This is a genomic window from Novosphingobium sp. EMRT-2 (assembly GCF_005145025.1).
Lineage (GTDB): Bacteria > Pseudomonadota > Alphaproteobacteria > Sphingomonadales > Sphingomonadaceae > Novosphingobium.
Map to the genome: position 1 here is coordinate 3,179,583 of NZ_CP039695.1, position 21,787 is coordinate 3,201,369.

Annotated in this window: 21 protein-coding genes; 8 read left to right on the forward strand and 13 right to left on the reverse strand. The window is 66.1% G+C overall.

What is annotated here, in order from left to right:
* Positions 1–11 precede the first annotated feature (11 nt).
* From FA702_RS15555 to FA702_RS15580, 6 genes are read left to right on the forward strand one after another with little or no spacing between them, the layout of a single operon-like run.
* Positions 12–1,139 carry an alpha/beta hydrolase gene (locus FA702_RS15555; protein WP_136956825.1) on the forward strand — a complete coding sequence of 376 codons (1,128 nt, stop codon included), beginning with the start codon at positions 12–14 and terminating at the stop codon, positions 1,137–1,139.
* Positions 1,139–2,125 carry a phosphotransferase family protein gene (locus tag FA702_RS15560; protein WP_136956826.1) on the forward strand — a complete coding sequence of 329 codons (987 nt, stop codon included), beginning with the start codon at positions 1,139–1,141 and terminating at the stop codon, positions 2,123–2,125. The genes FA702_RS15555 and FA702_RS15560 overlap by 1 nt, the downstream gene beginning before the upstream one ends.
* Complete coding sequence (gene eno / locus FA702_RS15565) at positions 2,122–3,420, forward strand: phosphopyruvate hydratase (RefSeq protein WP_136956827.1); 1,299 nt, start codon at positions 2,122–2,124, stop codon at positions 3,418–3,420. Before FA702_RS15560 ends, eno begins: the two co-directional genes overlap by 4 nt.
* Complete coding sequence (locus FA702_RS15570) at positions 3,417–4,337, forward strand: NAD(P)-dependent oxidoreductase (RefSeq protein WP_136956828.1); 921 nt, start codon at positions 3,417–3,419, stop codon at positions 4,335–4,337. The genes eno and FA702_RS15570 overlap by 4 nt, the downstream gene beginning before the upstream one ends.
* Entirely contained in the window at positions 4,337–5,038 is a 702-nt protein-coding gene (locus FA702_RS15575; RefSeq protein WP_136956829.1) for an alpha/beta fold hydrolase, read from the forward strand. Before FA702_RS15570 ends, FA702_RS15575 begins: the two co-directional genes overlap by 1 nt.
* A 33-nt stretch (positions 5,039–5,071) precedes the next feature.
* Positions 5,072–6,637, forward strand: coding sequence for a long-chain-fatty-acid--CoA ligase (locus tag FA702_RS15580; protein ID WP_136956830.1), 1,566 nt, complete (start codon positions 5,072–5,074; stop codon positions 6,635–6,637).
* A 135-nt stretch (positions 6,638–6,772) separates the two neighbouring features.
* Here FA702_RS15580 and FA702_RS15585 read toward each other — a convergent pair whose 3' ends face one another.
* Genes FA702_RS15585 through FA702_RS15615 form a run of 7 tightly spaced genes read right to left on the reverse strand, consistent with a single transcriptional unit; the run spans position 6,773 to position 12,224 of the window.
* Positions 6,773–7,369 (reverse strand): VOC family protein, encoded by a 597-nt coding sequence (locus tag FA702_RS15585; RefSeq protein WP_210417555.1) that lies wholly within the window; start codon positions 7,367–7,369, stop codon positions 6,773–6,775.
* Positions 7,370–7,386: 17 nt separating this feature from the next.
* Positions 7,387–8,004, reverse strand: a complete 618-nt coding sequence (locus tag FA702_RS15590) for a glutathione S-transferase family protein (protein WP_136956831.1) — start codon at positions 8,002–8,004, stop codon at positions 7,387–7,389.
* A gap of 47 nt (positions 8,005–8,051) precedes the next feature.
* Positions 8,052–8,975: an SMP-30/gluconolactonase/LRE family protein gene (locus FA702_RS15595; RefSeq protein WP_136956832.1), complete on the reverse strand. Its 924-nt coding sequence runs from the start codon at positions 8,973–8,975 to the stop codon at positions 8,052–8,054.
* Positions 8,972–9,619 (reverse strand): carboxymuconolactone decarboxylase family protein, encoded by a 648-nt coding sequence (locus tag FA702_RS15600; RefSeq protein WP_136956833.1) that lies wholly within the window; start codon positions 9,617–9,619, stop codon positions 8,972–8,974. The genes FA702_RS15595 and FA702_RS15600 overlap by 4 nt, the downstream gene beginning before the upstream one ends.
* Before the next feature lie 13 nt (positions 9,620–9,632).
* Positions 9,633–10,028, reverse strand: a complete 396-nt coding sequence (locus FA702_RS15605; protein ID WP_136956834.1) for a nuclear transport factor 2 family protein — start codon at positions 10,026–10,028, stop codon at positions 9,633–9,635.
* Positions 10,021–10,926 carry an SDR family oxidoreductase gene (locus FA702_RS15610; protein ID WP_136956835.1) on the reverse strand — a complete coding sequence of 302 codons (906 nt, stop codon included), beginning with the start codon at positions 10,924–10,926 and terminating at the stop codon, positions 10,021–10,023. The genes FA702_RS15605 and FA702_RS15610 overlap by 8 nt, the downstream gene beginning before the upstream one ends.
* Positions 10,923–12,224, reverse strand: a complete 1,302-nt coding sequence (locus FA702_RS15615) for an MFS transporter (protein WP_136956836.1) — start codon at positions 12,222–12,224, stop codon at positions 10,923–10,925. The genes FA702_RS15610 and FA702_RS15615 overlap by 4 nt, the downstream gene beginning before the upstream one ends.
* Before the next feature lie 107 nt (positions 12,225–12,331).
* On the opposite strand from FA702_RS15615, the gene FA702_RS15620 reads away from it, so the two are divergent.
* Positions 12,332–13,099 (forward strand): SDR family NAD(P)-dependent oxidoreductase, encoded by a 768-nt coding sequence (locus tag FA702_RS15620; RefSeq protein WP_136956837.1) that lies wholly within the window; start codon positions 12,332–12,334, stop codon positions 13,097–13,099.
* A 26-nt stretch (positions 13,100–13,125) separates the two neighbouring features.
* Here the strand turns inward: FA702_RS15620 and FA702_RS15625 are convergent, their stop codons facing one another.
* Both FA702_RS15625 and FA702_RS15630 read right to left on the reverse strand, forming a co-directional pair.
* Entirely contained in the window at positions 13,126–13,836 is a 711-nt protein-coding gene (locus tag FA702_RS15625) for a glutathione S-transferase N-terminal domain-containing protein (RefSeq protein ID WP_136956838.1), read from the reverse strand.
* An 82-nt stretch (positions 13,837–13,918) separates the two neighbouring features.
* A complete protein-coding gene (locus FA702_RS15630) occupies positions 13,919–16,150 on the reverse strand; it encodes a TonB-dependent receptor (protein ID WP_136956839.1) in 2,232 nt (743 codons plus the stop codon).
* Positions 16,151–16,271: 121 nt separating this feature from the next.
* Here FA702_RS15630 and FA702_RS15635 point away from each other — a divergent pair, with 121 nt between their 5' ends.
* A complete protein-coding gene (locus FA702_RS15635; RefSeq protein WP_168196080.1) occupies positions 16,272–16,778 on the forward strand; it encodes a DUF3237 domain-containing protein in 507 nt (168 codons plus the stop codon).
* Between the two features lie 17 nt (positions 16,779–16,795).
* Here the strand turns inward: FA702_RS15635 and FA702_RS15640 are convergent, their stop codons facing one another.
* The 4 genes from FA702_RS15640 to FA702_RS15655 form a co-directional block, all read right to left on the reverse strand.
* On the reverse strand, positions 16,796–17,953 hold the full coding sequence (locus FA702_RS15640) for a CaiB/BaiF CoA-transferase family protein (protein ID WP_136956841.1): 1,158 nt from the start codon (positions 17,951–17,953) through the stop codon (positions 16,796–16,798).
* A 288-nt stretch (positions 17,954–18,241) separates the two neighbouring features.
* On the reverse strand, positions 18,242–19,159 hold the full coding sequence (locus tag FA702_RS15645; protein ID WP_136956842.1) for a hydroxymethylglutaryl-CoA lyase: 918 nt from the start codon (positions 19,157–19,159) through the stop codon (positions 18,242–18,244).
* A gap of 182 nt (positions 19,160–19,341) precedes the next feature.
* Complete coding sequence (locus FA702_RS15650) at positions 19,342–21,171, reverse strand: hybrid sensor histidine kinase/response regulator (RefSeq protein WP_136956843.1); 1,830 nt, start codon at positions 21,169–21,171, stop codon at positions 19,342–19,344.
* Positions 21,168–21,695: a response regulator transcription factor gene (locus FA702_RS15655; RefSeq protein ID WP_168196081.1), complete on the reverse strand. Its 528-nt coding sequence runs from the start codon at positions 21,693–21,695 to the stop codon at positions 21,168–21,170. The genes FA702_RS15650 and FA702_RS15655 overlap by 4 nt, the downstream gene beginning before the upstream one ends.
* Positions 21,696–21,787 lie beyond the last annotated feature (92 nt).

The following is a 21,787-nucleotide window of genomic DNA, read 5'->3' on the forward strand; positions in this document are numbered from 1 at the left end:
GAGAGAACACGATGGACCCCAACGGGATCGAGGGACTGGACGCTCACTTCATCGGCCTTACATCGCCGACCGCGCCGCGCATCCAGGCGGGCGGGCATCCCTGCCAGGGCATCTACTGGACCGAGGCGGGCAAGCGGCCGAAGGTGGCGATCATCGCCACGCACTACAACGTGGATTTCTCCGAGCACTACATCGCGCCCTATTTCGCACGGATGGGGTTCGGCTTTCTCGGCTGGAACACGCGGTATCGCGGGTTCGAGGATCAGTTCCTGCTGGAACACGCGGTGCTCGACATCGGCGTGGGGATGCGCTGGCTGAAGGAGGAAGCCGGGGTCGAGGCGATCGTCATCCTCGGCAATTCGGGTGGTGGCTCGCTGATGGGGGCCTATCAGGCCGAAGCCATCGCCCCGACGCTGACCGACCGGCTGCCCGCCGTGGGACAGGATGCGCTGGCGCAATTGGTGAAGGGCGATCTCTACATCTCGTTCAACGCGCATCAGGGGCGCCCCGAAGTGCTGACCGACTGGATGGATGCCTCGGTGATCGACGAGAACGATCCTGTCGCCACCGATCCGGAACTCGATCCGTTCAATCCCGATAATGGACCACCCTATTCCGAGGAGTTCGTCGCGAAGTACCGGGCGGGCCAGCGCGCGCGCAACCAGCGGATCACGGACTGGGCCAAGGCGGAACTGGCGCGGCTCAACGCCGCCGGCATTCCTGATCGCATCTTTCCGCTGTTCCGCTGCTGGGGCGATATCCGCTGTGTCGATCCCGCGCTCGATCCTTCCGAGCGCAAGCCCAACTGGTGTTACCGGGGCGATCCGGCCGTGGCCAACCGCACGCCCAGCATCGGCCGCGCGAACACGCTCAAGACATGGCTCAACATGTGGAGCTTGGAAACCTCGCCCTGCCAGGGCGCACCGCACCTTGCCAAGCACGATACCCCCGCGCTGGTGGTGCAGGGACTGGCCGATACCGGGGTGTTCCCCAGCGACGCCCGCAAGATCTTCGATTTCCTGGGAAGTCGGGACAAGACGATCGAACTCATCACCGGCGCCCACTATTTCGAGGATTCCATCGCCGAGCGGCAGAACGCGGCCGATCTCGTCGGCGCATGGATTCGCGAAAAGCTGTGATGGAACCGGCGGTTGCGAACATCGTCGACGGGTTGCGGGCCGCCGGGTTGATCGGAGGCGCGGAGACGCCGGTGTTCCAGCCGCTCACCGGTGGCGTCTCGTGTGATGTGTGGAAGGTCGATACGCGGGACGGGCCGATCGTGGTCAAACGGCCGCTGCCGCAATTGCGCGTGGCGGCCGAATGGCTTGCCCCGGTCGAACGCGGAACAAGCGAGGTGCGCTGGTTGAAGCGGGCGGCCTTGGTCGATCCCCGGATCGTTCCGGAGGTTCTGGCGGAAATGCCTGCCGATCACGCCTTCGCCATGCGGTTCCTGCCGGATTGCCCGGTGTGGAAGGACGAGCTTGTTGCCGGCCGCGTGGATGCCGGGTTTGCGGCGGCGGTGGGGCGAAGCATCGCCGCCGTCCATGCCGCGACCGCTGGCAGCGAGGCCGATCGCGCCATGTTCGCCACCGACGCCATGTTCCGGGCGCTCCGGATTGATCCCTTCCTGCTGCATGTCGCGGCGAAGGAGCCGGCACTGGCCGGGGCGCTGGAAGCCATGGCCGCCGATCTTGCGGCTTGCCAGGTGGCGCTGGTCCATGGCGACGTCAGTCCCAAGAACATCCTGGTCGGGCCGGATGGACCGGTGTTCCTCGACGCCGAATGTGCCGTGTTCGGTGATCCCGCGTTCGACCTGGCGTTCTGCGTCACGCACCTGTTGCTCAAGACCGTCTGGCGGGACGACGAGCGGATGCGGCAGGCGGCGGACGCACTGGTCGATGCCTATTGCGCCGGCGTGGTGTGGGAAGACCCCACCGGTCTTGCGGAACGCGCCGGGCGGCTGACGGCGGCGCTTTTGCTGGCGCGAGTCGAGGGCAAGTCGCCCGCCGCCTATCTCACGGACTCCAAACATATTGCCGCCGTGCGCGATCAGGCGAGGGCGCTGGTTGCCGTGCCCCGGCCCGTGGGCGCGCTGGTGACCGACTGGAAAAGGATTGCTTCATGACTTCGCGTATCGTCTCCGTTAGCGGCCGCCAGCTTTGGGATTCGCGCGGTCGCCCCACCGTAGAGGCGGAAGTCGTGCTCGCCTCGGGCGCGGTCGGCCGGGCGATTGCGCCCGCCGGGGCTTCGCGCGGGGCGCACGAGGCGATCGACCTGCGTGATGGCGGCAGCGCGTTCGGCGGCTTTGGCGTGGATCGCGCGGTCGCCGGGATCGGGAAGGAAATCGCGGGTGCGATCGCGGGCATGGACGCGCGCGACCAGGCGGCGTTGGACCGCGCTCTGTGCGAACTCGACGGCACCTCCGGCAAAGCGCGGCTCGGCGCCAATGCGATCGTCGCCGTCTCGATGGCGGTGCTCCACGCCGCCGCGGCCGATGCGCGTGCGCCGCTTTGGCGCTATCTGGCGGATGGCGGCAAGGTGCGCGTGCCTCTGCCCGAAATCCAGATCTTCGGCGGCGGCGCTCATGCCGGGCGGCGGACCGACGTGCAGGACTTCATGATCATGTGCCCCCGGGCCGGATCGTTCCGCCGGGCGCTGGAAATCACGGATGAGGTCTATCGCGCGGCAGGGCGGCTGATGGAGGCGAAAGGTCCGCTGACGGGCGTGGCGGACGAGGGCGGCTGGTGGCCGAACTTCGCCTCGAACGAGGACGCGCTGGACATCCTGACGAAGGCGATCGAGGCCAGCGGCCATCGCGCGGGCGAGGACGTGTTCATCTCGCTCGACATTGCCGCGAATGAACTGGGCGATGCTTCCGGCTATACTCTGGCGCTCGACGACCGGCGGCTTTCGGGTGAGGAAATGGGCGCGCGTATCGTCGAATGGGTCGGGCGCTATCCGATCCTTTCGGTGGAGGACCCGGCCGGACAGGACGATTGGGCGACGATGGCCGCCGTGACGGCCGCGATCGGAAGCAGGGTGCAAGTGATCGGCGACGACGTGCTGGTGACCAACGCCGATCGCGTCGCGCGCGCGGGCGAGTCGGGCGTGTGCAACGCGGCGCTGATCAAGGTGAACCAGGTGGGCACCGTGACGGAGGCGAAAGCGGCGCTGGACGCGGCACAGGCGCGGGGCTGGGGGGCGCTCGTCTCCGCGCGGTCGGGCGAGACCGAGGACGTGACGATCGCGCACCTTGCGACGGGGTGGAACGCCGGGCAGCTCAAGGTCGGCAGCTTCACCCGGTCCGAACGCATGGCCAAGTGGAACGAGATGCTGCGGATCGAGGAGGCGATGGGCGGCGACGCGGTCTTCGCTGGCGCGTCCGCCTTCGCCGCACCGATCGCGGCGGCGCTCGCATGATCGTCCTGCACGCCCGGCCCAGCCCCGGCTTCCGCGCGGCGGTGGATGCGGTGTTCGGCCCCGGCGTGGTTGTGCACGTCGACGAGGTCGAGGCGCTCGATGGCGTGGCGGACGATGTCACCGTGCTGCTGCACGTGCTGACGCCGGTGACGCCCGGGTTCATCGCCTCCGCGCCGAAGCTGCGGCTGATCCAAAAGCTTGGCGTGGGCGTGAACACCATCGCGCTCGATGCGGCGCGGGAGTGCGGCGTGGCGGTGTGCAACATGCCCGGCACCAACAGCCAGGCCGTGGCCGAAATGGCGCTGTCGCTGATGCTGGCGGTGCTGCGCCGGACCTGCTTCTTTGACGCGCGTACTCGTGCGGGGGAAGGGTGGACGGCCGATCCGGCGGAACTCGACAGCGTGGGCGAGATCGCCGGGCGCAGGGTGGGCCTGGCCGGTTTCGGCCATTCGGCGCAGCGGTTGGCACCGGTGCTGGCGGCGCTGGGGGCGGAGGTGGTTTATGCCGCGCGCACCCCGCGCGATGTGCCCTATGCCTTCTGGCCGCTGGAGCGGGTGATCGCCGAGTGCGACATCGTGTCGCTACATATGCCGCTCACCGAGGAGACGCGCGGTGCGATCGATCCGCTGGCGATGAAGGCGGGGGCGGTGCTGGTGAACACCGCGCGCGGCGAACTGGTGGACGAGGCGCGGCTGGTGGAGGCGCTGCGTTCGGGCCATCTGCGCGGCGCGGGGCTCGACGTGTTCGCGCAGGAGCCGGTCGCGCCCGACAGCCCGCTGCTGGCGCTGCCGAACGTGGTGCTGGCGCCGCACATTGCCTGGCTGACGCCGGAAACGCTCGTGCGCTGCCTGGAAGTCGCCCGGGAAAACTGCCGTCGGCTCGCCACCGGCGAGGCCCTGCTGCACAAGGTGGCGTGATGCCGGTTCCCGTCGTCCTCATTACCGGCCAGTTGCTGACCGAGGCGGTCTGGCAACCTCTGCTGGAAGCGTGGCCCGATCGAGCGGTGATCGTCGCCGACAACCGTAGCGACGATACGATCGAAGGCTTCGCGCAGCGCCTGCTTGATACCGCGCCGCTGCGTTTCGCGCTGGTCGCGCACGCGATGGGCGGCTTCGTCGCCTTCGAGGTCATGCGCCGCGCGCCGGAGCGGGTGGAGCGGTTGGCGCTGCTCGCTACGCTGGCTTCGGCCGATGGCCCCGCGCAGACCGCACGGCGGCAGGGCTACATCGACCTCGTGGAAAGCGGCCGCTTTGCCGACGTGGTCGAGGAACGCATCCCGATCCTCTTCCCTGAAGGCCGTCGCGACGATGCGCGGCTGCTGGGCATCGCCCGGCGGATGGCGGCCGAAACCGGCGCGGAAACGTTCCTGCGCCAGCAGCGCGCGATCATGGCGCGGATCGACAGCCGCCCGCGCCTGCACGAGATCGCGGTGCCGACGCTGCTCGTTTGGGGCGATGGCGATGGCATCGTCAGCCGGGCGCAACAGGACGAGATGCTGGCGGCGATCCCGGGAGCAAGGCTGGCGGTTGTATCTGGCGCGGGGCACCTCGCCACGATCGAGGCGCCGGAAGTGGTGGTGCCGCTGCTGACCGGCTTTCTTGACGGCAGGGCGGGTTGACGCAGACCGGATGCGACACATGGGGAGAGCGGAATGATCGATCTGGAAGCGATCCGGACGCTGGCGGATATTCCTGCGGCGCAGGCGCGCAAGCGTGGTAACGCCATCGCGGTGAAGTTCGGCGAGCGCGAGACGAGCTACGCCGCCCTCGATGCCCGATCCAACCGCGTCGCCAATGCCCTGATCGCGTCGGGCGTTCGACCGGGAGACCGGGTGGCGGTCCTGACCCGGAACCACGATTCATGGTATCCCCTGTTCTTCGGCGCGGCCAAGGCGCGGGCCTGCCTCGTGCCGGTCAACTGCCGTTTGGCGGCGGCGGAGATTGCCTTCATCCTGGAGGACGCCGCGCCCCGCATCCTGTTCGTGGGCGAGGATTTCCACGACACCGCGCGGGCAGCTATCGGCGATCTGGATTGTGCGCCCGCTCTGGTGGCGCTTTACGGCGAAGGCGCCGGTTTGGTCACGCTCGATGAGTGGCTGGGCAGAGCCGTGGAAAGCCCGCCTGGCGATGCACCGCAGCTCGACGACGATGTGCTCCAGCTATACACCAGCGGCACCACCGGACGGCCCAAGGGCGTTGTGCTGGGCAACCGGAACTATCGCAGCTTCCTGGAGATGGCGACGGAGGTCGATGGCTTCGCTTATGGCGAGGACGAGACGGTGATGATCGTCATGCCGCTGTTCCACGTCGCCGGCACCAACATCGGGTTTTCCGGGCTGGCGCAGGGCGCGCGGCTGGTGCTAGTGCGCGATTTCGACGCCGGCGGGATCATCGGCCTGATGCAGCAGGAACGGGTGGCCCATGCTTTCCTGGCCCCGGCGATGATCCTGATGATGCTGCAGCGGCCGGAGGTGGCGGCAGCGGACTATGCGGCGTTGCGCACCATTGCCTATGGCGCGTCTCCGATCGCCGAGGACGTGTTGCGCCGTGCGCGCGCCACGTTCGGATGCGGCTTCGTGCAGTTCTATGGCTCGACCGAATCGACCGGCGCCGGTTCCTGCCTCTCCCCGTCCGCGCACGATTTGCCGGGGAAGCTTACCTCGTGCGGGCGGCCATGGCCCGGCATCGAGATGGCCATTCTCGACGCGGAAGGCCGGGCGCTGGCGGACGGTGAGATCGGCGAGATCGCGATCCGGGGCGGTATCGTGATGCAGCGTTACTGGAAGCGCGAAAGCGCTTCGGCGGAAACGCTGGCGGGCGGCTGGCTGCATACGGGCGATGCCGGCTTCCGCGATGCCGATGGCTTCTATTTCGTGCACGACCGGATCAAGGACATGATCGTTTCGGGCGGGGAGAACGTCTATCCCGCCGAAGTGGAAAGCGCGATCATGGGTTGCCCCGGCGTGGCCGATGTGGCGGTGATCGGCGTGCCCGACGACAAGTGGGGCGAGGCGGTGAAAGCGCTGGTGGTTCCGGCGCCGGGTGCCGAGCCAGACCCCGCCGCGATCGTCGCCTGGGTGCGCGATCGCATCGCCGCCTACAAGGCGCCCAAGAGCATCGATTTCATCGCGGCGCTGCCGCGCAACCCTTCGGGCAAGGTGCTGCGGCGCGAGTTGCGCCAACCGTTCTGGGAAGGCCGCGCCCGCGCAGTCGGATAGGGAAGGGCGATCGACTTGAAAACTTGAGCGCGTGGCAAGCCCACCCCGCTGCGACTAACGCCACCTTCGGCGACGCAAGTCTCGCTCCCCTCCCGTGAGCGGGAGGGGTTGGGGGTGGGGGTGGGCTTCCTGTGCTCAGTTCACCGGCGCCGGCGTCCGCCCCACGATCATGCCTTCGCGCTTAGTGCCATCGGCTTGCACCGGATCGTGCGCCACGTCGCTTTCGTCCAGTTGCTTGGTCCAAGCCGCGAATTCGAGGCAGACGCCGTCGGGGTCGAAGAAATAGACCGAGCGGACGAAGACATCGTCGTGCATTTCGGCCGAAGCCTGCATCGGCGAATTGTCGTGGTTGAGGATCGGCGTCACTTCCACGCCCTTCGCGATCAGACGCTGGTAGTATTCGTCGAACTTTTCTGCGCGCACGTTGAACGCGATGTGGTTCATCGATCCGTGCGCGGAAACGAAGCTGCCGCGCGTGGGTAGAGCGGCCGGCGCGGAAACGCCGGGCGCGGCTTCGGGCGCATCGGGGAACCAGAAGAAGGCCAGGCTATCGCCATTGCCGATATCGAAGAAGAAGTGCTGGCCCCGGCCCATCGGCAGGTCGATGGTCTTGGTAAGCGGCATCCCCAGCACGTCGCGGTAGAATTCCACCGTTCGCGCCATGTCCTTGCACACCAGGGCAAGGTGGTTGACGCCCATGAAATCGAATTCCGAATTGGTCGAGACCATCATCCTTCTCCTTTGGTTTTCTAGCCGGCACTGGCGCTGGGGCGGGCCTTCACCCGGTCGTACCAGCGCTGGATATTGGCGTTGGCGGGATCGAGCGGCTGCCCCACCGACACGCCGAAATCGAGGAATGCGAACAGCAGGATATCGGCCAGCGTGAGCGTGTCGCCGGCGATGAAATCGCGGTCGGCTATCAGCGCGTCGAGCCACTTGAGGCCGTCCTGCGCAAGGGCCTTCAGGCCGGCGGCGGCTTCGGGCAGCACGCGCATGCGGGGTTCGAAGAACGCCAGGCCCTCGGCATAGCGGAAGCCGTTGGTCAGCGGTTCGCAAATCTTGAGGTCGACCCGGCGCGTCCACATGCGGGTATTCGCGCGCTCTTCCGCCGTGGCGCCGATCAGCACGGGATCGGGGAAGCGTTCTTCCAGATATTCGCAGATCGCGGTGATTTCGGCGATGGTCGCGCCGTTGTCGAGTTCCAGTGCGGGCGTCTGCCCTGCCGGATTGACGTCCGCGTTATAGGGTGCGCGCCTATTCTCGCCCCCACGCAGGTCCACCGTGACCGTGGGAATCGCGACGCCCTTTTCCGCCATGAACATCGTCACGACGCGGGGGTTGGGGCCAATGGAATTGTAGAACTTCATGGGCTTCCTCTCGTCCGAATATAAGCAATTAGCATTCTAAATGTCAACTATGTTGACGAATATACCAGCCTCAGTCCCGGTCGCGGCCAGCGGACGCGGATGAGCGTTCCACTGGTCGAGGCCGTGATGAAGGCGTCGCGCAAGTCGGCGCCTCCAAAGGCGATGTTGGTTATGCCCACATCCGGCAAAGGGAGGAACTCGGAACCGCCGTGCGTTCCAAATATGGTGATGCCGCCTTCGATCATCGTGCCCACGCAGATGCGGCCATCCTGCTCGATCGCCATGCTGTCGAGCAGGCGGAAAGCGGCAGGCGTTCCGACGAAGCGGCCCGGCGCCCATGGCGGCGGCGGCGCGAGCACACCGGGGGTGATGACGTCCATCGCCCATACGCGCGCCGTCATCGTTTCGCTGACGTAAAGCGTGCGGCCATCCGGAGACAGGCCGATCCCGTTCGGCCCCATCATCTCGGCGCGCTGGCGGGTGATCCGCGATCCATCGGCAAGCGCATGATAGATCGCGCCGTGTTCGCGGCCTGTAGCGCGCACATGCCCGTGGTCGGTAAACCAGAAACCGCCATGCCCATCGAAAACGATGTCGTTGGGTGCTTTCAGGGGTTCGCCATCGAAACAGTCGTAAAGCGTGGTGACTTGCCCGGTGGCAAGGTCAACTTTCTGGATCGAACCGCAGCTCTGCGCATGGGCGGCGTGGCCGGGGAACAGCAGCGGCCCGGCCTCCGTCCAGCCGAAACCGCCGTTGTTGCAGACATAGGCGGCGCCGTCCGGTCCGATGGCAAGGCCGTTGGGGCCACCACCCAAATCCGCGACCACGGCGACGCTGCCGTCCTGCGCGATCCTCGTCAGCGTGCCGCGCGCTATCTCGACCAGCAGCACCGAACCATCGGGCATGGCCACCGGGCCTTCCGGAAAGCGAAGGCCGGTGGCGACGGTTTCAGGTTCGCCGAATGCGCTCATCCCCCGTTCGGACGCGGCGCGCTGAGGAAGTCCGCCGCGCTGAAGCCTTCGGGCGCGGCCACTTCCACGATCGGGTCTTCGCGCGCGTCAAATTCCATGCGCAGCGCACGCGTGATCACCGCGTGCATGTCGTAGAGGCACGTAATGTAGGTGAACTCGAAGATCTGCTCGTCGTCCCAGAAGGTCTTGAGTTTGGCGAACACTTCCAGCGGCACGCGCCCGCCCGCCTGGCTGAGGCAATCGGCATAGGCGAGCACGGCGCGCTCCTGCTCGTCGTAGCAGTCCGCGACCGTCCAGAAGGCGATGGAGGCGATCTTCTCCTCGCTCACGCCCAGGCCGCGCAGCGATTTGCAATGTTGTGAGAACACGAACTGGCTGCCCTTCACCCATCCCGCGCGCGTCTGCCCCAGTTCGCGCAGCACCGGATCGATCCGGCGCGAAGGGTGGCGATAGACGGCAAAGCCATCCACCGCGTGCTTGAAGATGTCCGGCGCCAGGGCATAGACCGTCCACCAGTCGCCCGGCGTGCCGGTGGCGGTGCCGGGTTCCGCAACGGGATCGCGATCGCCGAACAGGCGGTTGTAATAGGCGATGACGGTTTCGTCGGTCACTTCGGACCGGGGAACCTGGCGCAGCACGGGCATCGGACTTCTCTCCTCAGGCGTTCGCGAATTTGCGGAAGGCGGCGACGTGGGCGGAATCGAAATATTCGTCCAGCCGGGTGATCTTGCCGTTTTCGACCTTGCACACGATGGCGCAGGGCAGGCGGACTTCGCCATCGTCATGCGTGCGGCGGCCCTTCAGGACATGCTGCTGGACGAAGCCGCCGGGAAAGGTCGTCAGCCGCCGTTCGGCATATTCGCGATCCTTGATCCGCGCGACCATGCCGGTCAGCGTCTGCGCGGTCTGGTCGCGCGTGACGATCAGTTCGTCGGTATTGTGCCAGATTTCGGCGTCCGGCGTGAAGCTGTCGCGCATGGTTTCAATGTCGCCCGCCTCGATCGCGTCGAAGAAGCGCTGCGCCATGGCGCGGATGTCGTCCTGTTCAACCATCGTTCTCTCCTGGGTTTCCGGCGCCGAACATGCGGCCGCCGTTCGCGGCGATCAGGCCGTCTATGTCGTCGCCCTTGTAAGCGGGATCGGCGGATTCGCCGAAGGCGGACAGCATGTCGCGCGTGACGAGTTCGGCCATCGTCTTCCATTCGGGATGCGTGAAGATCCAGAACTCGCCGGCCTCCACGGCGCGGGCTACCCGCTCCCCGATGCGGTCGGGCGCCATGCCGCCGGCCAGCACGCCTTGCATCGCCTGGCTGGTCGCTGCGGCCTTGCCCACCTCGTCCGCTGCCGGGCGCAGATCGCGCGTGGTCTCGACGATGCGCGTGGCCGCCATGCCGGGCATCAGCACCGAGATGTCGACGCAACTCGCGGCCAGTTCGTTGCGCAGCGCCATGGCGATGCCCAGCGTGGCATATTTGGAACTGATGTAGGCGACCGAGATCGGCGGTGGCACGATCGCCACCATCGACGCGGTGATGACGAGATGAGATGCCTCGCCCGAGGCCTTCATCTCGCCCAGGAACGTCCGGCACGCATAAAGATGCGCGTGCGCGTTGACGGCATAGTTCCAGCGCCAGACATCGGTATCGTATTGCTCGAACGGACCCGATCCGCCGCCCACGCCGGCATTGCTGAACAGGATACGCACCGGGCCGAAGGCACGCGCCTTGTGGCCGGCTTCGGCCCAGCTTGCCTCGTCGGTCACGTCGAGTTGCAGGCCCAGGGCGCGGGCGCCCTCCAGCGATAGCGCTTCGGCTGCGGCGGTCACGCGATCGGCGTCGATGTCGGCCAGCACCACCGAGGCGCCCTTTGCCGCCAGCGCGCGGGCGGTCGCGAGGCCCAGACCGCTTGCGCCACCGGTGATAAAGGCCGTCTTGCCAGTAATGCTGGTCATGCGCGGAAATCCCGTTCGAGGTGGCGGGTCATCGCCAGTTGGGCGAAGCCGGCGGCAAGCGCGAAGGGCAGCAGCGCCATGAGCGCCCAGCGCAAGCTGTCCGCGCCATGGAGCGTTTTCAGCTCGTCGCTGACGATGCCGACGAACAGCGGGCCAAGGCCGAGTCCGACGATGTTGAACATCAGCATCAGCACGGCGGCCGCCGTCGCGCGGGCGCGGGGCGGGGCAAGGTTTTGCACCAGCGCCAGCGCGGGCGCGACATAGGCGGTGCAGGCGGCCATGGGCAGCAGCAGCAGCGCCAGCGAAACCTGCCAGCTTCCCGCCAGCAATGCGGCGGCGAAGCTGGGCACGGTGACAAGACTCGCCAGTGCGGGGACCCAGCCATAGGCACGGGGCGAACGGCGTGCGGCCTGGCTGACAAGCCATCCGCCGCCGAGAATGCCGATGGCGAAGGTCACGCCGGCGGCCGGGGCGAACCATGTGGCCATGGCGGCAAGGGGCATGCCCTGCGTGCGCATCAGGAACGCGGGAATCCAGTTGAGCATGCCATAGCTGACGAAGGCCGCGAGACCGCTGCCGATCATCACCATCCGCAGCGATCGCCGGTGGACGAACAGCGCCAGCGTCTGGCGGACGGGCAGGGCGGTATCGGGCATGTCGCCCTCCGCTCCATCCATCCTGCCGCGTGCGGGTTCGGGGACGGTCCAGATCAGCAGCGGCGCCACCACGATGCCAACCAGGCCGATAAGCAGGAAGGCGTTGCGCCAGCCGATATGCGCCGCCGCCCAGGCGCCGAACGCCGCGCCCACGAACACGCCGAACGGCCCGTTGCAGGTGAACAGACCGATGGCGAGGGGCCGTCTGTCGGGCGGGTAGAGATCGGCGATGACGGACAGCGACGGCGCGGTTCCGCCAGCCTCGCCCGATCCCACGCCGAACCGCATCAGCGCCAGCTGCCAGAAGTTCCCGACCAGGCCGCAGGCCGCGGTGAACGCGCTCCATACCACGCAGGCGATGCCGATCAGTTTCACGCGCTGCCAGCGGTCCGCGATCATCGCCACGGGAACGCCCATCGCGGCATAGAACAGGGCAAAGGCAAGCCCGGTCAGCAGGCCGAATTGCGTGTCGGTGAAATGGAGATCTGCCCGGATCGGTTCGACCAGCACCGACAGCAGCTGCCGGTCGACGAAGTTCACCGTGCCGATCAGGAACAGCATGGCGAGCGCCGTGTTCCGGCGCAGGGCGGAAGGCTGCCCCAGCGGCGCGGCGCGCGCATCGAGGACGGCGGCTTTCGTCAATGGCTCTCCCCAACGTGCCGAGATTCTTCTCTTGCCAAAATGCTTAGATATGTAAGTTTATCTGTCAATACGCTTTACGGTAAGTGGAGCCACTTGGGAGAAAAGGCATGGAGATCAGGGGTAAGTCCGCCATTGTGACGGGTGCTGCCAGCGGCATCGGCCGGGCGACGGCGGTGCTGCTGGCGACGCACGACGTGGCGCGCATCGCGCTGGTCGATGTCAACACGGCCGGGCTGGAGGAAACCGCGCGGCAGGTGCGCGCGCTGGGTTCGCAGGCCGAAAGCCACCGGCTTGATCTGGCCGACATTGCCGCCATGGAGGCCTGGTTCCGGAACCATGGCGATGTCGATATCCTCCACAACAACGCCGGCGTGGTTTCGGGCGAGCCGCAGTTTCCGGACGTGGGCGTGGATCGGCTGCGCTGGATCATCGACGTAAACCTGACCTCGCTGGTCACGGCCACCCAGATCGTTGCGCAGACCATGCGCGGGCGCGGTGGCGGGGTCATCGTCAACACGGTGTCCACCGTCGCGCTGGGCACGGGCTTCCACGATGTGATGTATGCGACGACCAAGGCGGGCGTGCTGATGTTCACGACGGCTTGCGCCATGCTCAAGGATACGTGGAACGTGCGTGTGGCGGGCGTGCTGCCGGGGCTGACCGAGACGCCAATTCACGACACCACCGGGGCGCACGGGAAATCGGACTGGATGAAGGCGGTGCTAGCCAGCAACGAGAGCTGCCGGCCGGAAGATATTGCCGACGCGGTGGTCGATCTGATCGCCGACGATAGCCTGCCCGGCGGGGATTGGGTGGCCGTGCGCCGGATCGATGGCAGGATCGAACGCGAATGGGCGCACGCCCGGCCGGCCTGACCGGCTTGCCGGACCGGCCTGTCGCTTCAGCGCGTGGGCGCGTTCAGCATGTTGCGGCCGAACAGGTTGGACCACTGCTCCTCGTTCAGGACCGGTCGCGCGCTGGAAAGGTTGGCGGGGTTCTGCACGCTGGTTCCGGCGATAACGCCGGGCCGGGCGGCGATCCGGTCGAACCAGTCCTGCGCCGCCGGATAATCGCCCAGCGAAAGCCCGATCGCCTGGATCGCACGCGCCCAGGGCCAGGTGGCGATGTCGGCCACGGAATATTCGCCAGCGAGGTATTCGGCTTCGGCCAACCGCCCGTTAAGCACATGGAGCAGCCGGATCGTTTCGTTGCGATAGCGTTCGACCGGATAGGTCTGCCCTTCGGGCGCATAGCGGATGAAATGGTGCGCCTGCCCCTGCATCGGGCCGAAGCTGGCCATCTGCCACATCAGCCATTGCTGCGCCTGGCTGCGTCGGCGCGGGTCGGCGGGCAGCAGTTGGCCGCTCTTTTCGGCGAGGTAGAGCAGGATGGCGCCGGATTCGAACACGGGCAGCGGCGCGCCTCCGCCAATGGGATCATGATCGACGATAGCGGGCAACCGGCCGTTCGGGTTGATGCGGCGGAACTCGGGCGTCAGGTGATCGCCCTCCAGCACGTTCATGCGGAGCAGTTCATGCGGCAGGCCCGTTTCCGCCAGCATGATCGATACCTTGTGGCCGTTGGGCGTGGGGGTGAAATAGACCTCGATCATCGGAATGCCCTTTCGTCATTCGACAAGGGCCGCCGCGGTCCCAGGAGAAACGCGACGGCCCCGTGCCGGCTGTGCCGGATCGTCAGAACTTGATGCCGGCTTCGACCGCGATGTTCCGCGGCGGTTCGAGGTACAGGATTGCGCGCGGTACGGCGGTGATCGGCGCCGGCAGGTTGAACGCGCTGCCCGTGGTCAGCTGGTTGGTGAGGTTCTTGCCGACGAAGGCGATGTGCCAGCGGCTTTCCTGATCGGCCAGTTGCACGCGCAGGTCGAGCTTGGCGTAACCCTTTTGCACGCCGAAGATCGGGCTCTGGTTGTCGGAGTCGAAGTATTTGGAACGGCCCGCAACCACGCCGGTCACGTCGAGCCGGAGCGCATCGGACAGGTCGAAGCGGGCATGGGCGGTGACGCTGCCGGTGAACTTCGAGGAATAGGCCACCGGATAGCCCTTGAGGTTGTTGGTGGCGGGGGTGCAGGTCGTCGGCTGCGATGCCAGGCAGGCCGCGCCCGGATAGTCATCGTACTTGATGTCCTGATAGGCGGCCGACGCGTTGATATCGAAGTTGTCGACCGGGTAGAACGTGAACGATCCTTCCACGCCCTTCGATGTGGCGCTGGCGGCGTTGCCGGTCAGGTAGCTCGAAGTGGCCGGCTGATACACCGAGACCTGCAGGTTCTTGAACTGCGTGTGATAGAGCGAGACGTTCGCCACGACCTTGCCGTCCAGCATCGTCGATTTCACGCCGGCTTCGAAGTTTTCCGAACGTTCCGGCTTGAACTGGAAGGTGGCGTTGGTGGTGCCCAGCGTGTTCGAGACGAACCCGCCGGACTTCGAGCCCCGGCCCCAGGTGCCATAGACCATGACGTGCGGCGCGACATCGTACTGGACGGTGATCGACGGATCGACGTTGCCTTCGCTGCGCTTTCCGGCCGCGCTGGAGATCGGGCGGATGGCGAACGGACCATAGACGAGCCTGGCCGCGAAATCGGCGTCCTTGCTGACATGGGTATAGCGCAGGCTGCCGATCACGCGCAGCGCCTTGGTCACGTTCACCGTGCCCTGGCCGAAGATCGAGAACGAATCCGCCTTCTGGTTGAAGCGGCTATCGATCCGGCCGAAGTAGGGGCTGCCGAACAGGTTGGCGATGTTGAAGCCCTGCAACTGGTCCAGCCGGTACGTCGAGTGATCGTAATAGGCGCCGACGATGAAATCGAGGAAGCGCCCGGTGGGCGAAAGCAGGCGGACTTCCTGCGAGACCTGATCGAAGCGTTCGGGGAAGCTGTTGTACACCGAATTGTTGGTGAACGCGCCGCCGCTGTTCGGGATCGTCTGGTCGAAGCCGTTGACGATGTTGGCCTTGAACCAGCTGTAGCCGGTGACCGAGGTCAGGGTGTAATCGCCGAGCTTGAGGTTGCCGGTGCCCGAGATCATGACCGACTTGGTTTTGGTGCCTTCATCGCCCAGCGCCGAGCGATCGAGGTAGCGCGTGAGGCGTGGCGCCTGTGCGCTTGTCAGCGGGCTGGAAACGGTGATCCCCCCGATCACGTCGCGGTTGGCGTACTCGGCCTTCACCGTGTAGTCGAAATTGCTGCTCGGTTCCCACTTCAGCGTCAGGCGCGCGACCTGCTGCTTGATCTGCGGATCGTCGTGGTTCGTCGCCAGGTTGCGGATGTAGCCGTCCTGGTTGATGAACTTGTAGGCAAGGCGCGCGCTCAGCGTGCTGGTGATCGGCCCGGAAACATAGCCGGAAACGTCCGGCCCCTTGAAATCGAAGTTGTAGCTGGCGGTCAGGCTCGTTTCGAAGTGGTCGGTCGGTCCGGCGGAAACCACGCTCACCGCGCCGGCGGCGGTGTTCTTGCCGAACAGCGCGCCCTGCGGGCCACGCAGCACTTCGACGCGGGCCAGGTCGAAGAACGGGGCCTGCGCCTGCCGCGAACGGCCGGCATAGACGCCGTCGACATAGAGCGAGACGGACTGGTCGAACGCGAAGTTGGCCGGCGGCGAACCGAAGCCGCGAATGTAGATCACGTCGTTGCCGGCCGTGGACTGGACGAACACGTTCGGCGTGTAGTTCATCACCGACTTGATGTCGTTGGAGTTGAAGTCGGCGAGGCGCTGGCCGCTGACCACTTCCATGGAAATCGGCACGTCCTGCAGGTTCTGGGCGCGTTTCTGCGCCGTGACGATGATTTCCTTGCTGTCGGTCACGTCACCCGAGGTGGTTCCCTCCGCGTCCGCCATCGCGGGCGTGGCGGCAGCGAGCATCGCCATCATGGCGACCCCTGAAAACAGGAACTGTTTTTGAGCCTTCATGTTCACCCTCTCCCATTGAGTGTGTTCCGGTCCGTATGGTCTGGACCGTGAATCTGATTGACCCTTAGCATACTAATGTTTTTATCAGTGTCCACCATATTTGAAAGAGAGGATTCGCGGCGTGGGGCAGGAAACACAGACAGATGTTCGCGGGATTCTGGGCAGCAAACCGCTCTGCACGGCGGAGTTCGAGGTCGCTGGCGGGTTGATTGCCATCGGTGCATCGCCGTTCGGCGATCAACGCATGGGCTATGTCACCGGGGGCCGCTTCTTCGGCCCGCGAATCGCGGGGACGATCCTGCCGGGCGGTGGCAACTGGTCGCGCGGCGGGCGGCTGGGCGAAGACGCTTCCGTCGGCACGTTCGATGCGCGCGCGGTGTGGCGCACGGAACAAGGTGAGTTGATCTACCTGACCTACACCGGGCGCAGCGTCATTCCCGATCCGGTGCGCGCCGCCTTCGCCGATCCTGCCGCGCCCGATGTCGATCCGGCGGGCTACTACCTGCGCATCGCCATGGTGTTCGAAACGGCGAGCAAGCGCCTGGACTGGTTGAACGGCGTGCTCGCGGTCGGCATTGGAGAACGCACCGCCTTTGGCGTGCGGCACGTCATTCACGAAATCGGGTAGAGGGAGCCAACGCCGCGTCAGGCCTCGCGGCCAAGCCAGCGCCGCAGGACGTCGGCGGTATCCTGGCCGACGGTGAGCGGGGCGGGACGGCGAATGCTGCCGGGCGTGTCGGACAGCTTGGGGAATACGCCCTGCATGGTGACTTCGCCGAACTCGGCATCGTCCACTGTCACCAGCGCATCGCGCGCGGCGAAATGCGGGTCCGCCATCATGTCCTCGGCGTCGTAAACGCGACCGGCCGGGACGCCGGCCTCGATCATTCTGGTTTCCAGTTCGGCAATGGTCAGCGTTTTCGTCCATTCGCCGATCAGGGCATCGAGTTCTTCCTGCCGCGCGCCGCGCGCCCGGTGCGTGGCATAGCGCTCGTCGCTGGCCAGTTCCGGGCGACCCATGGCGTCGGCCAGCCGGGCGAACACACCATCCTGATTGGCGCCGATCAGATATTCCCCGTCGCTGCAGGAATAGACATTAGAAGGTGCGATCCCAGGCAGCGCCGATCCGGTGCGCTGCCGTTTGGTGCCGCTGACCGAGTAGTCGGACACCGTCGATTCCATCACTTGCAGCACGGCCTCGTACAGCGCGGAATCGACGATTTGCCCCTGGCCGGTCTTGTTGCGGTGGTGCAGCGCGGCCAGCGCGCCCAGGCAGCCATAGGTGGCGGCCAGCGTATCGCCGATCGACACGCCCATGCGCGCGGGTGCGCGATCCGGATAGCCGACGATCCCGCGCCAGCCGCCCATCGCCTCACCGATCCCGCCGAAGCCGGCGCGCGTCGAATAGGGGCCGGTCTGACCATAGCCCGAGACACGCACGACGATCAGGCCCGGATTCGCCGCGCGCAGATCCGCAGGGGCGAGGTTCCATTTTTCAAGCGTTCCCGGCCGGAAGTTCTCGATCAGGATGTCGGCGCGCGCAATCAGGTCGCGGGCCAGAGCCTGTCCCTCAGCCGATCGCAGGTCGACGCCCACGGAATACTTGTTGCGGGCGATCACGCGCCACCAGCTCGGCTTGTCCCCCTGGCCCCAATGGCGCATCTGGTCACCGGTTTCGGGCGGTTCCAGCTTGACGATTTCTGCGCCCATATCGCCCAGCAACTGCCCGCAGAACGGCCCGGCGATGAGCTGGCCCATTTCGACCACCCGGATTCCCTCCAATGCGCCACCGCCGATCACCATGCTTACTCAACCCTTCCGTCCGATCCGACTGGTACTGCAACCCGACCTGCGCCCGATATACTTAGAATACTATGTATATATCAACCTCCTTTTTGAAGGCGGTCCCGTCCGTCCCGTTCGGACAGGTGAAAGCGATTCCCCGCCATGATTGTTGCGGGGATGCGCTGTTCCTGGTGCAGGATGCATTGCTGGCGCGGTCGGGCGTCCAAATGGCGAACATATCGGGCCGAACAGCTGCTCGCGCAACGCGCCGCGACCACTGAAGGGCGGGGAAGCACGCTGGCTCCTTCAGCCTTCGGCACATATCCCGGGAAAGGCCGGCGCCTGCGCGACCATGCCAGGCAGCTTGCGCCCCATCACCGTGGTAAGCCACGCGTTGGCCTCGACCATCTTCGCCAAATCCATCCCGGTGCGGATGCCGGCGCGCTCGAGCATGTAAATGACATCCTCGCTGGCCACGTTGCCCGCCGCGCCCGGCGCGAATGGGCAGCCACCCAGGCCGCCCAGCGCGGCATCGACCACGCTGGCGCCTGCCTCGATCGCCGCCCATACGTTGGCAAGCCCGGTCCCGCGCGTGTTGTGAAAATGCACGCGGACCGGCAAGGGCGCGATCGCCGCCGCGACCCGGCGGACGAGCCGGGCGACATGGGCCGGATCCGCCACGCCAATCGTATCGGCCAGTGCCACCTCTGCGGGGAGGGCTTCGGCCAGTGTGGCGGCCATGGCGACAACGTGGTCCTCGGCGACCTCGCCTTCGAACGGACAACCGAAGGAGGCGGCGATCGTAACCTGCCCCTTAAGACCCGCCGCCTGCGCCATGGCGACGATCGCGCGGGCAGAGTCCAGCGTTTCCGCGCTGGTCTGCCCCTGGTTGGCGACGGCGAAACGATCCGACGCGACGCAAACCGCGCCGAGTTCGTGCAGCCGTCCGGTTGCGATCGCGCGCTCTGCCCCGCGCGCGTTGAGGACAAGGCCGATGTAGCTGGCGCCATCCACCTGGGGCAGACCGGCGCAGACCTCTTCGGCGTCGGCCATCTGTGGTACCCGCTTGGGATTGACGAAACTGGTCACTTCTATCCGGCGCGCTCCGGCATGCAGGCTGCGGCGGATCAGTTCGAGCTTGTTCGCCGTGGTGACGAGCGTCTTTTCGTTCTGCAGGCCGTCGCGCGGACCGACTTCGACAAAATCAATCGCTGCGGTTGTCACGCCTTTCTCCCAACTTGCCTCGGCAAGCCCGTCTTCCTGGCCTGCGCAATTGTCAAGGCGTCGGACTCCTCGTTGTCAAGCGCGCGGCGGCGAGGCCGCTTTCCGGCCCCCGCCGCGTTCGTTCAGCGGGGCGATGGGTGTTCCTCGCGCCGAATTCATCAGGAATTAGAGCGCATCCGGAGCTATCCGTCTTCGGCTGCCGCATGCTCTGCAAGAGGAACCGTCATTGAATTGCCGATCGCTTTGAGCAGCAAATCGGCGGGCACCGGCTTGTGCAGCACGGTCAAATCAGCGCGTGCCGCCTCGGCGAGACGCGTGGGGTGGGTGTCGCCGGTAATCAATAGAACCGGGAGTTCCTGGCCCGCTAGAGCGCGGAGCCGGCGCGCGGCCTCTATCCCGTTTTCGCCATTACGCAGCCGGAAATCGCAGATAGCAAGATCGGGCGCTTCTCGCCGCGCTGCCGCACAGGCTTCCGCAATGGTTTCACAGCCCACCGCATCGAAGCCGGCATCGGCAAGCAGGGCGCACAAGCCTTGGCGCACTGCCTCGTCATCCTCCAGAATCAACACGCGGTCACCCGAGCGCTTGAACGCAGGCACTACTGCCGGCTGGGGCTGCGTTTCGAGAGGGGGCGTCGCCACACTCGCCGGAAGCTCGAGTCCGAACACGCTTCCCTGACCAGGCTTCGAGCTGAGCGTAATCCGTGCACCGATCAGGTCTGCGAGCCGGCGCGCGATGGCAAGGCCCAATCCGAGACCTTTGCGACGATCACGCTCCGGGTTCGACAATTGCAGAAAGTCAGCAAAAATGGCCTCGTGGTGATCCTTGGGAATGCCGATGCCGGTGTCCCACACCTCAACGCGCACCACCGTGCCGCGCCGGCGGCAACCGACGAGCAGGCCTCCGGTGACCGTGTAGCGGATCGCGTTGGTCACGAAATTTTGCAGGATCAGTTTGACCAGGGTCGGGTCGGACCGGACCCACAGATCGCTGTCGCGCGTCCGGTAAAACAACTGCCGATCGTCCGCCGTGCTGCCCGTCTCCTCCTCGATTTGGCGCAGGATCGGGCCGATGGCAAAGGACTGCCATTGCGGGACAATCACGCCCGCTTCGGCGCGCGAGAAATCGAGCAAGGCGTCGAGCATCTCGGATGACGCGCGCAGGGCGGCAAGAGCCTGATTCATCGTGTCGCGTTGCACGTCGTCAAGCCTGCTGCGATCGAGCAAGGCGAGGAACAGGCCGAGCGCGTGAATCGGCTGGCGCAGGTCATGGCTGGCGGAAGCCAGGAAGGTCGATTTGGCCGCATTGGCTTCGTCCGCCTCGGCCTGCGCACGCCGGGCACGCTCCACCTCGCGCTCGAGGCTGCGGGCAAGTTCCGCGTTGCGGAAACTCAGTTCGATGGTGCGCTGGTAGGTTTGCCCCGCCACCGTGGTATTGGAATAAGTGCCAAGGCAATAGATGATCATCAGCAGCGGCATGTAGGTAAAGTAAGGATTGCTGCCCGCCGTCAGCCACAGAGCCACGAACGACACCAGTTCGACCACGATGAACGTGCAGATGTAGGCCAGGTGCACGCGCGGCAGCGGGCTGTACGAGGTGATGCCGCCGCTCAGCACTCCACCGATCGCCATGACCACGAATATGAACTGGTCGGGCTGCGCCTCGGCCGCGGCAATCCACAGCAGCGCACCCCATCCCGCGGCGTGGAGAGACTGGGTCACCATCAGCCGCCGCACCATTCGCTCGGGATGCGCGGTGATCGCCTCGTCACGAATGAACCAGCGAATCTCGATCTGCTCGCTTAGCTTGAGCAGCGTCTGCGCGACCAGCCAGATCGCGATCGGCGTTCCCAGCTGGCGCAGCACCCAGGCGACGAACAGCGATAGCGCCAAGGTGGACCATGACGAGCGGCCGAGCACGCCGTAGATCAGGCGCACCTGTTCGACGAGCACCGCACGTTGCGGGGAAGCCGTCAGGTCCCGGTCCGAAGCTGCAGCGGTGCCTGGCGTCACAACAAGCCCACCTCACGCGCGCGGAACACCGCGGCAGTGCGGTTGGTTACGCCAAGCGATTTCAGGATCAGTTGGACATGCCCGCGCACGGTGAATTCGGAAAGGCCCAGGGTCCGGCCGATCGCCTTGTTCGACTGGCCTTCGCTCAGCAGTTTCAGCACTTCGACCTGGCGCGGGCTGAAGTCCGGCGAGCCGGTGGGCTCGTGCTGGATCCCAGGCAGCTGCCGCCGCAGGACCGAGACAAGGCGTTCGGGCGATTCGGATTTGGCGACCAGTGCCTCGACGCCGCTGGCCATGGCGCGCGCCAGCACCGTCTGGTCCTGCTCAGAGGTGACGAACACGATGCGGCAGCCGGGCCACCGCAGTCGCAGCATAGGGACGGCTTCGATGCCGCTTATGCCTTGCAGATTGATATCAAGCAGTACGACGTCGGGAATCGCCCCATTCCATTCCAGCGCCGTCCCGAGAGCCGCGAACGAAGCGAACCGCGCGCCGGGAAAGCTTTGCCGGATGATCAGTTCCACGCCCGAACTGAACAAGCCGTGGTCATCAATCAACAGGAAGTTGGGACTGGACAACACTCGCCCCCGCTTGAACGGTAACCCCGATAGCCCCC

What these genes read in the sequence shown, in the direction of transcription:
- FA702_RS15585 (WP_210417555.1), bottom strand. Translation starts at nt 7,369, where the DNA reads ATGATGGTCTCGACCAATTCGGAATTCGATTTCATGGGCGTCAACCAC.
- FA702_RS15610 (WP_136956835.1), bottom strand. Translation starts at nt 10,926, where the DNA reads ATGACCAGCATTACTGGCAAGACGGCCTTTATCACCGGTGGCGCAAGC.
- FA702_RS15640 (WP_136956841.1), bottom strand. Translation starts at nt 17,953, where the DNA reads ATGGTGATCGGCGGTGGCGCATTGGAGGGAATCCGGGTGGTCGAAATG.
- FA702_RS15570 (WP_136956828.1), top strand. Translation starts at nt 3,417, where the DNA reads ATGATCGTCCTGCACGCCCGGCCCAGCCCCGGCTTCCGCGCGGCGGTG.
- FA702_RS15590 (WP_136956831.1), bottom strand. Translation starts at nt 8,004, where the DNA reads ATGAAGTTCTACAATTCCATTGGCCCCAACCCCCGCGTCGTGACGATG.
- FA702_RS15595 (WP_136956832.1), bottom strand. Translation starts at nt 8,975, where the DNA reads ATGAGCGCATTCGGCGAACCTGAAACCGTCGCCACCGGCCTTCGCTTT.
- FA702_RS15555 (WP_136956825.1), top strand. Translation starts at nt 12, where the DNA reads ATGGACCCCAACGGGATCGAGGGACTGGACGCTCACTTCATCGGCCTT.
- FA702_RS15575 (WP_136956829.1), top strand. Translation starts at nt 4,337, where the DNA reads ATGCCGGTTCCCGTCGTCCTCATTACCGGCCAGTTGCTGACCGAGGCG.
- FA702_RS15600 (WP_136956833.1), bottom strand. Translation starts at nt 9,619, where the DNA reads ATGCCCGTGCTGCGCCAGGTTCCCCGGTCCGAAGTGACCGACGAAACC.
- FA702_RS15560 (WP_136956826.1), top strand. Translation starts at nt 1,139, where the DNA reads ATGGAACCGGCGGTTGCGAACATCGTCGACGGGTTGCGGGCCGCCGGG.
- FA702_RS15620 (WP_136956837.1), top strand. Translation starts at nt 12,332, where the DNA reads ATGGAGATCAGGGGTAAGTCCGCCATTGTGACGGGTGCTGCCAGCGGC.
- FA702_RS15605 (WP_136956834.1), bottom strand. Translation starts at nt 10,028, where the DNA reads ATGGTTGAACAGGACGACATCCGCGCCATGGCGCAGCGCTTCTTCGAC.
- eno (WP_136956827.1), top strand. Translation starts at nt 2,122, where the DNA reads ATGACTTCGCGTATCGTCTCCGTTAGCGGCCGCCAGCTTTGGGATTCG.
- FA702_RS15580 (WP_136956830.1), top strand. Translation starts at nt 5,072, where the DNA reads ATGATCGATCTGGAAGCGATCCGGACGCTGGCGGATATTCCTGCGGCG.
- FA702_RS15625 (WP_136956838.1), bottom strand. Translation starts at nt 13,836, where the DNA reads ATGATCGAGGTCTATTTCACCCCCACGCCCAACGGCCACAAGGTATCG.
- FA702_RS15630 (WP_136956839.1), bottom strand. Translation starts at nt 16,150, where the DNA reads ATGAAGGCTCAAAAACAGTTCCTGTTTTCAGGGGTCGCCATGATGGCG.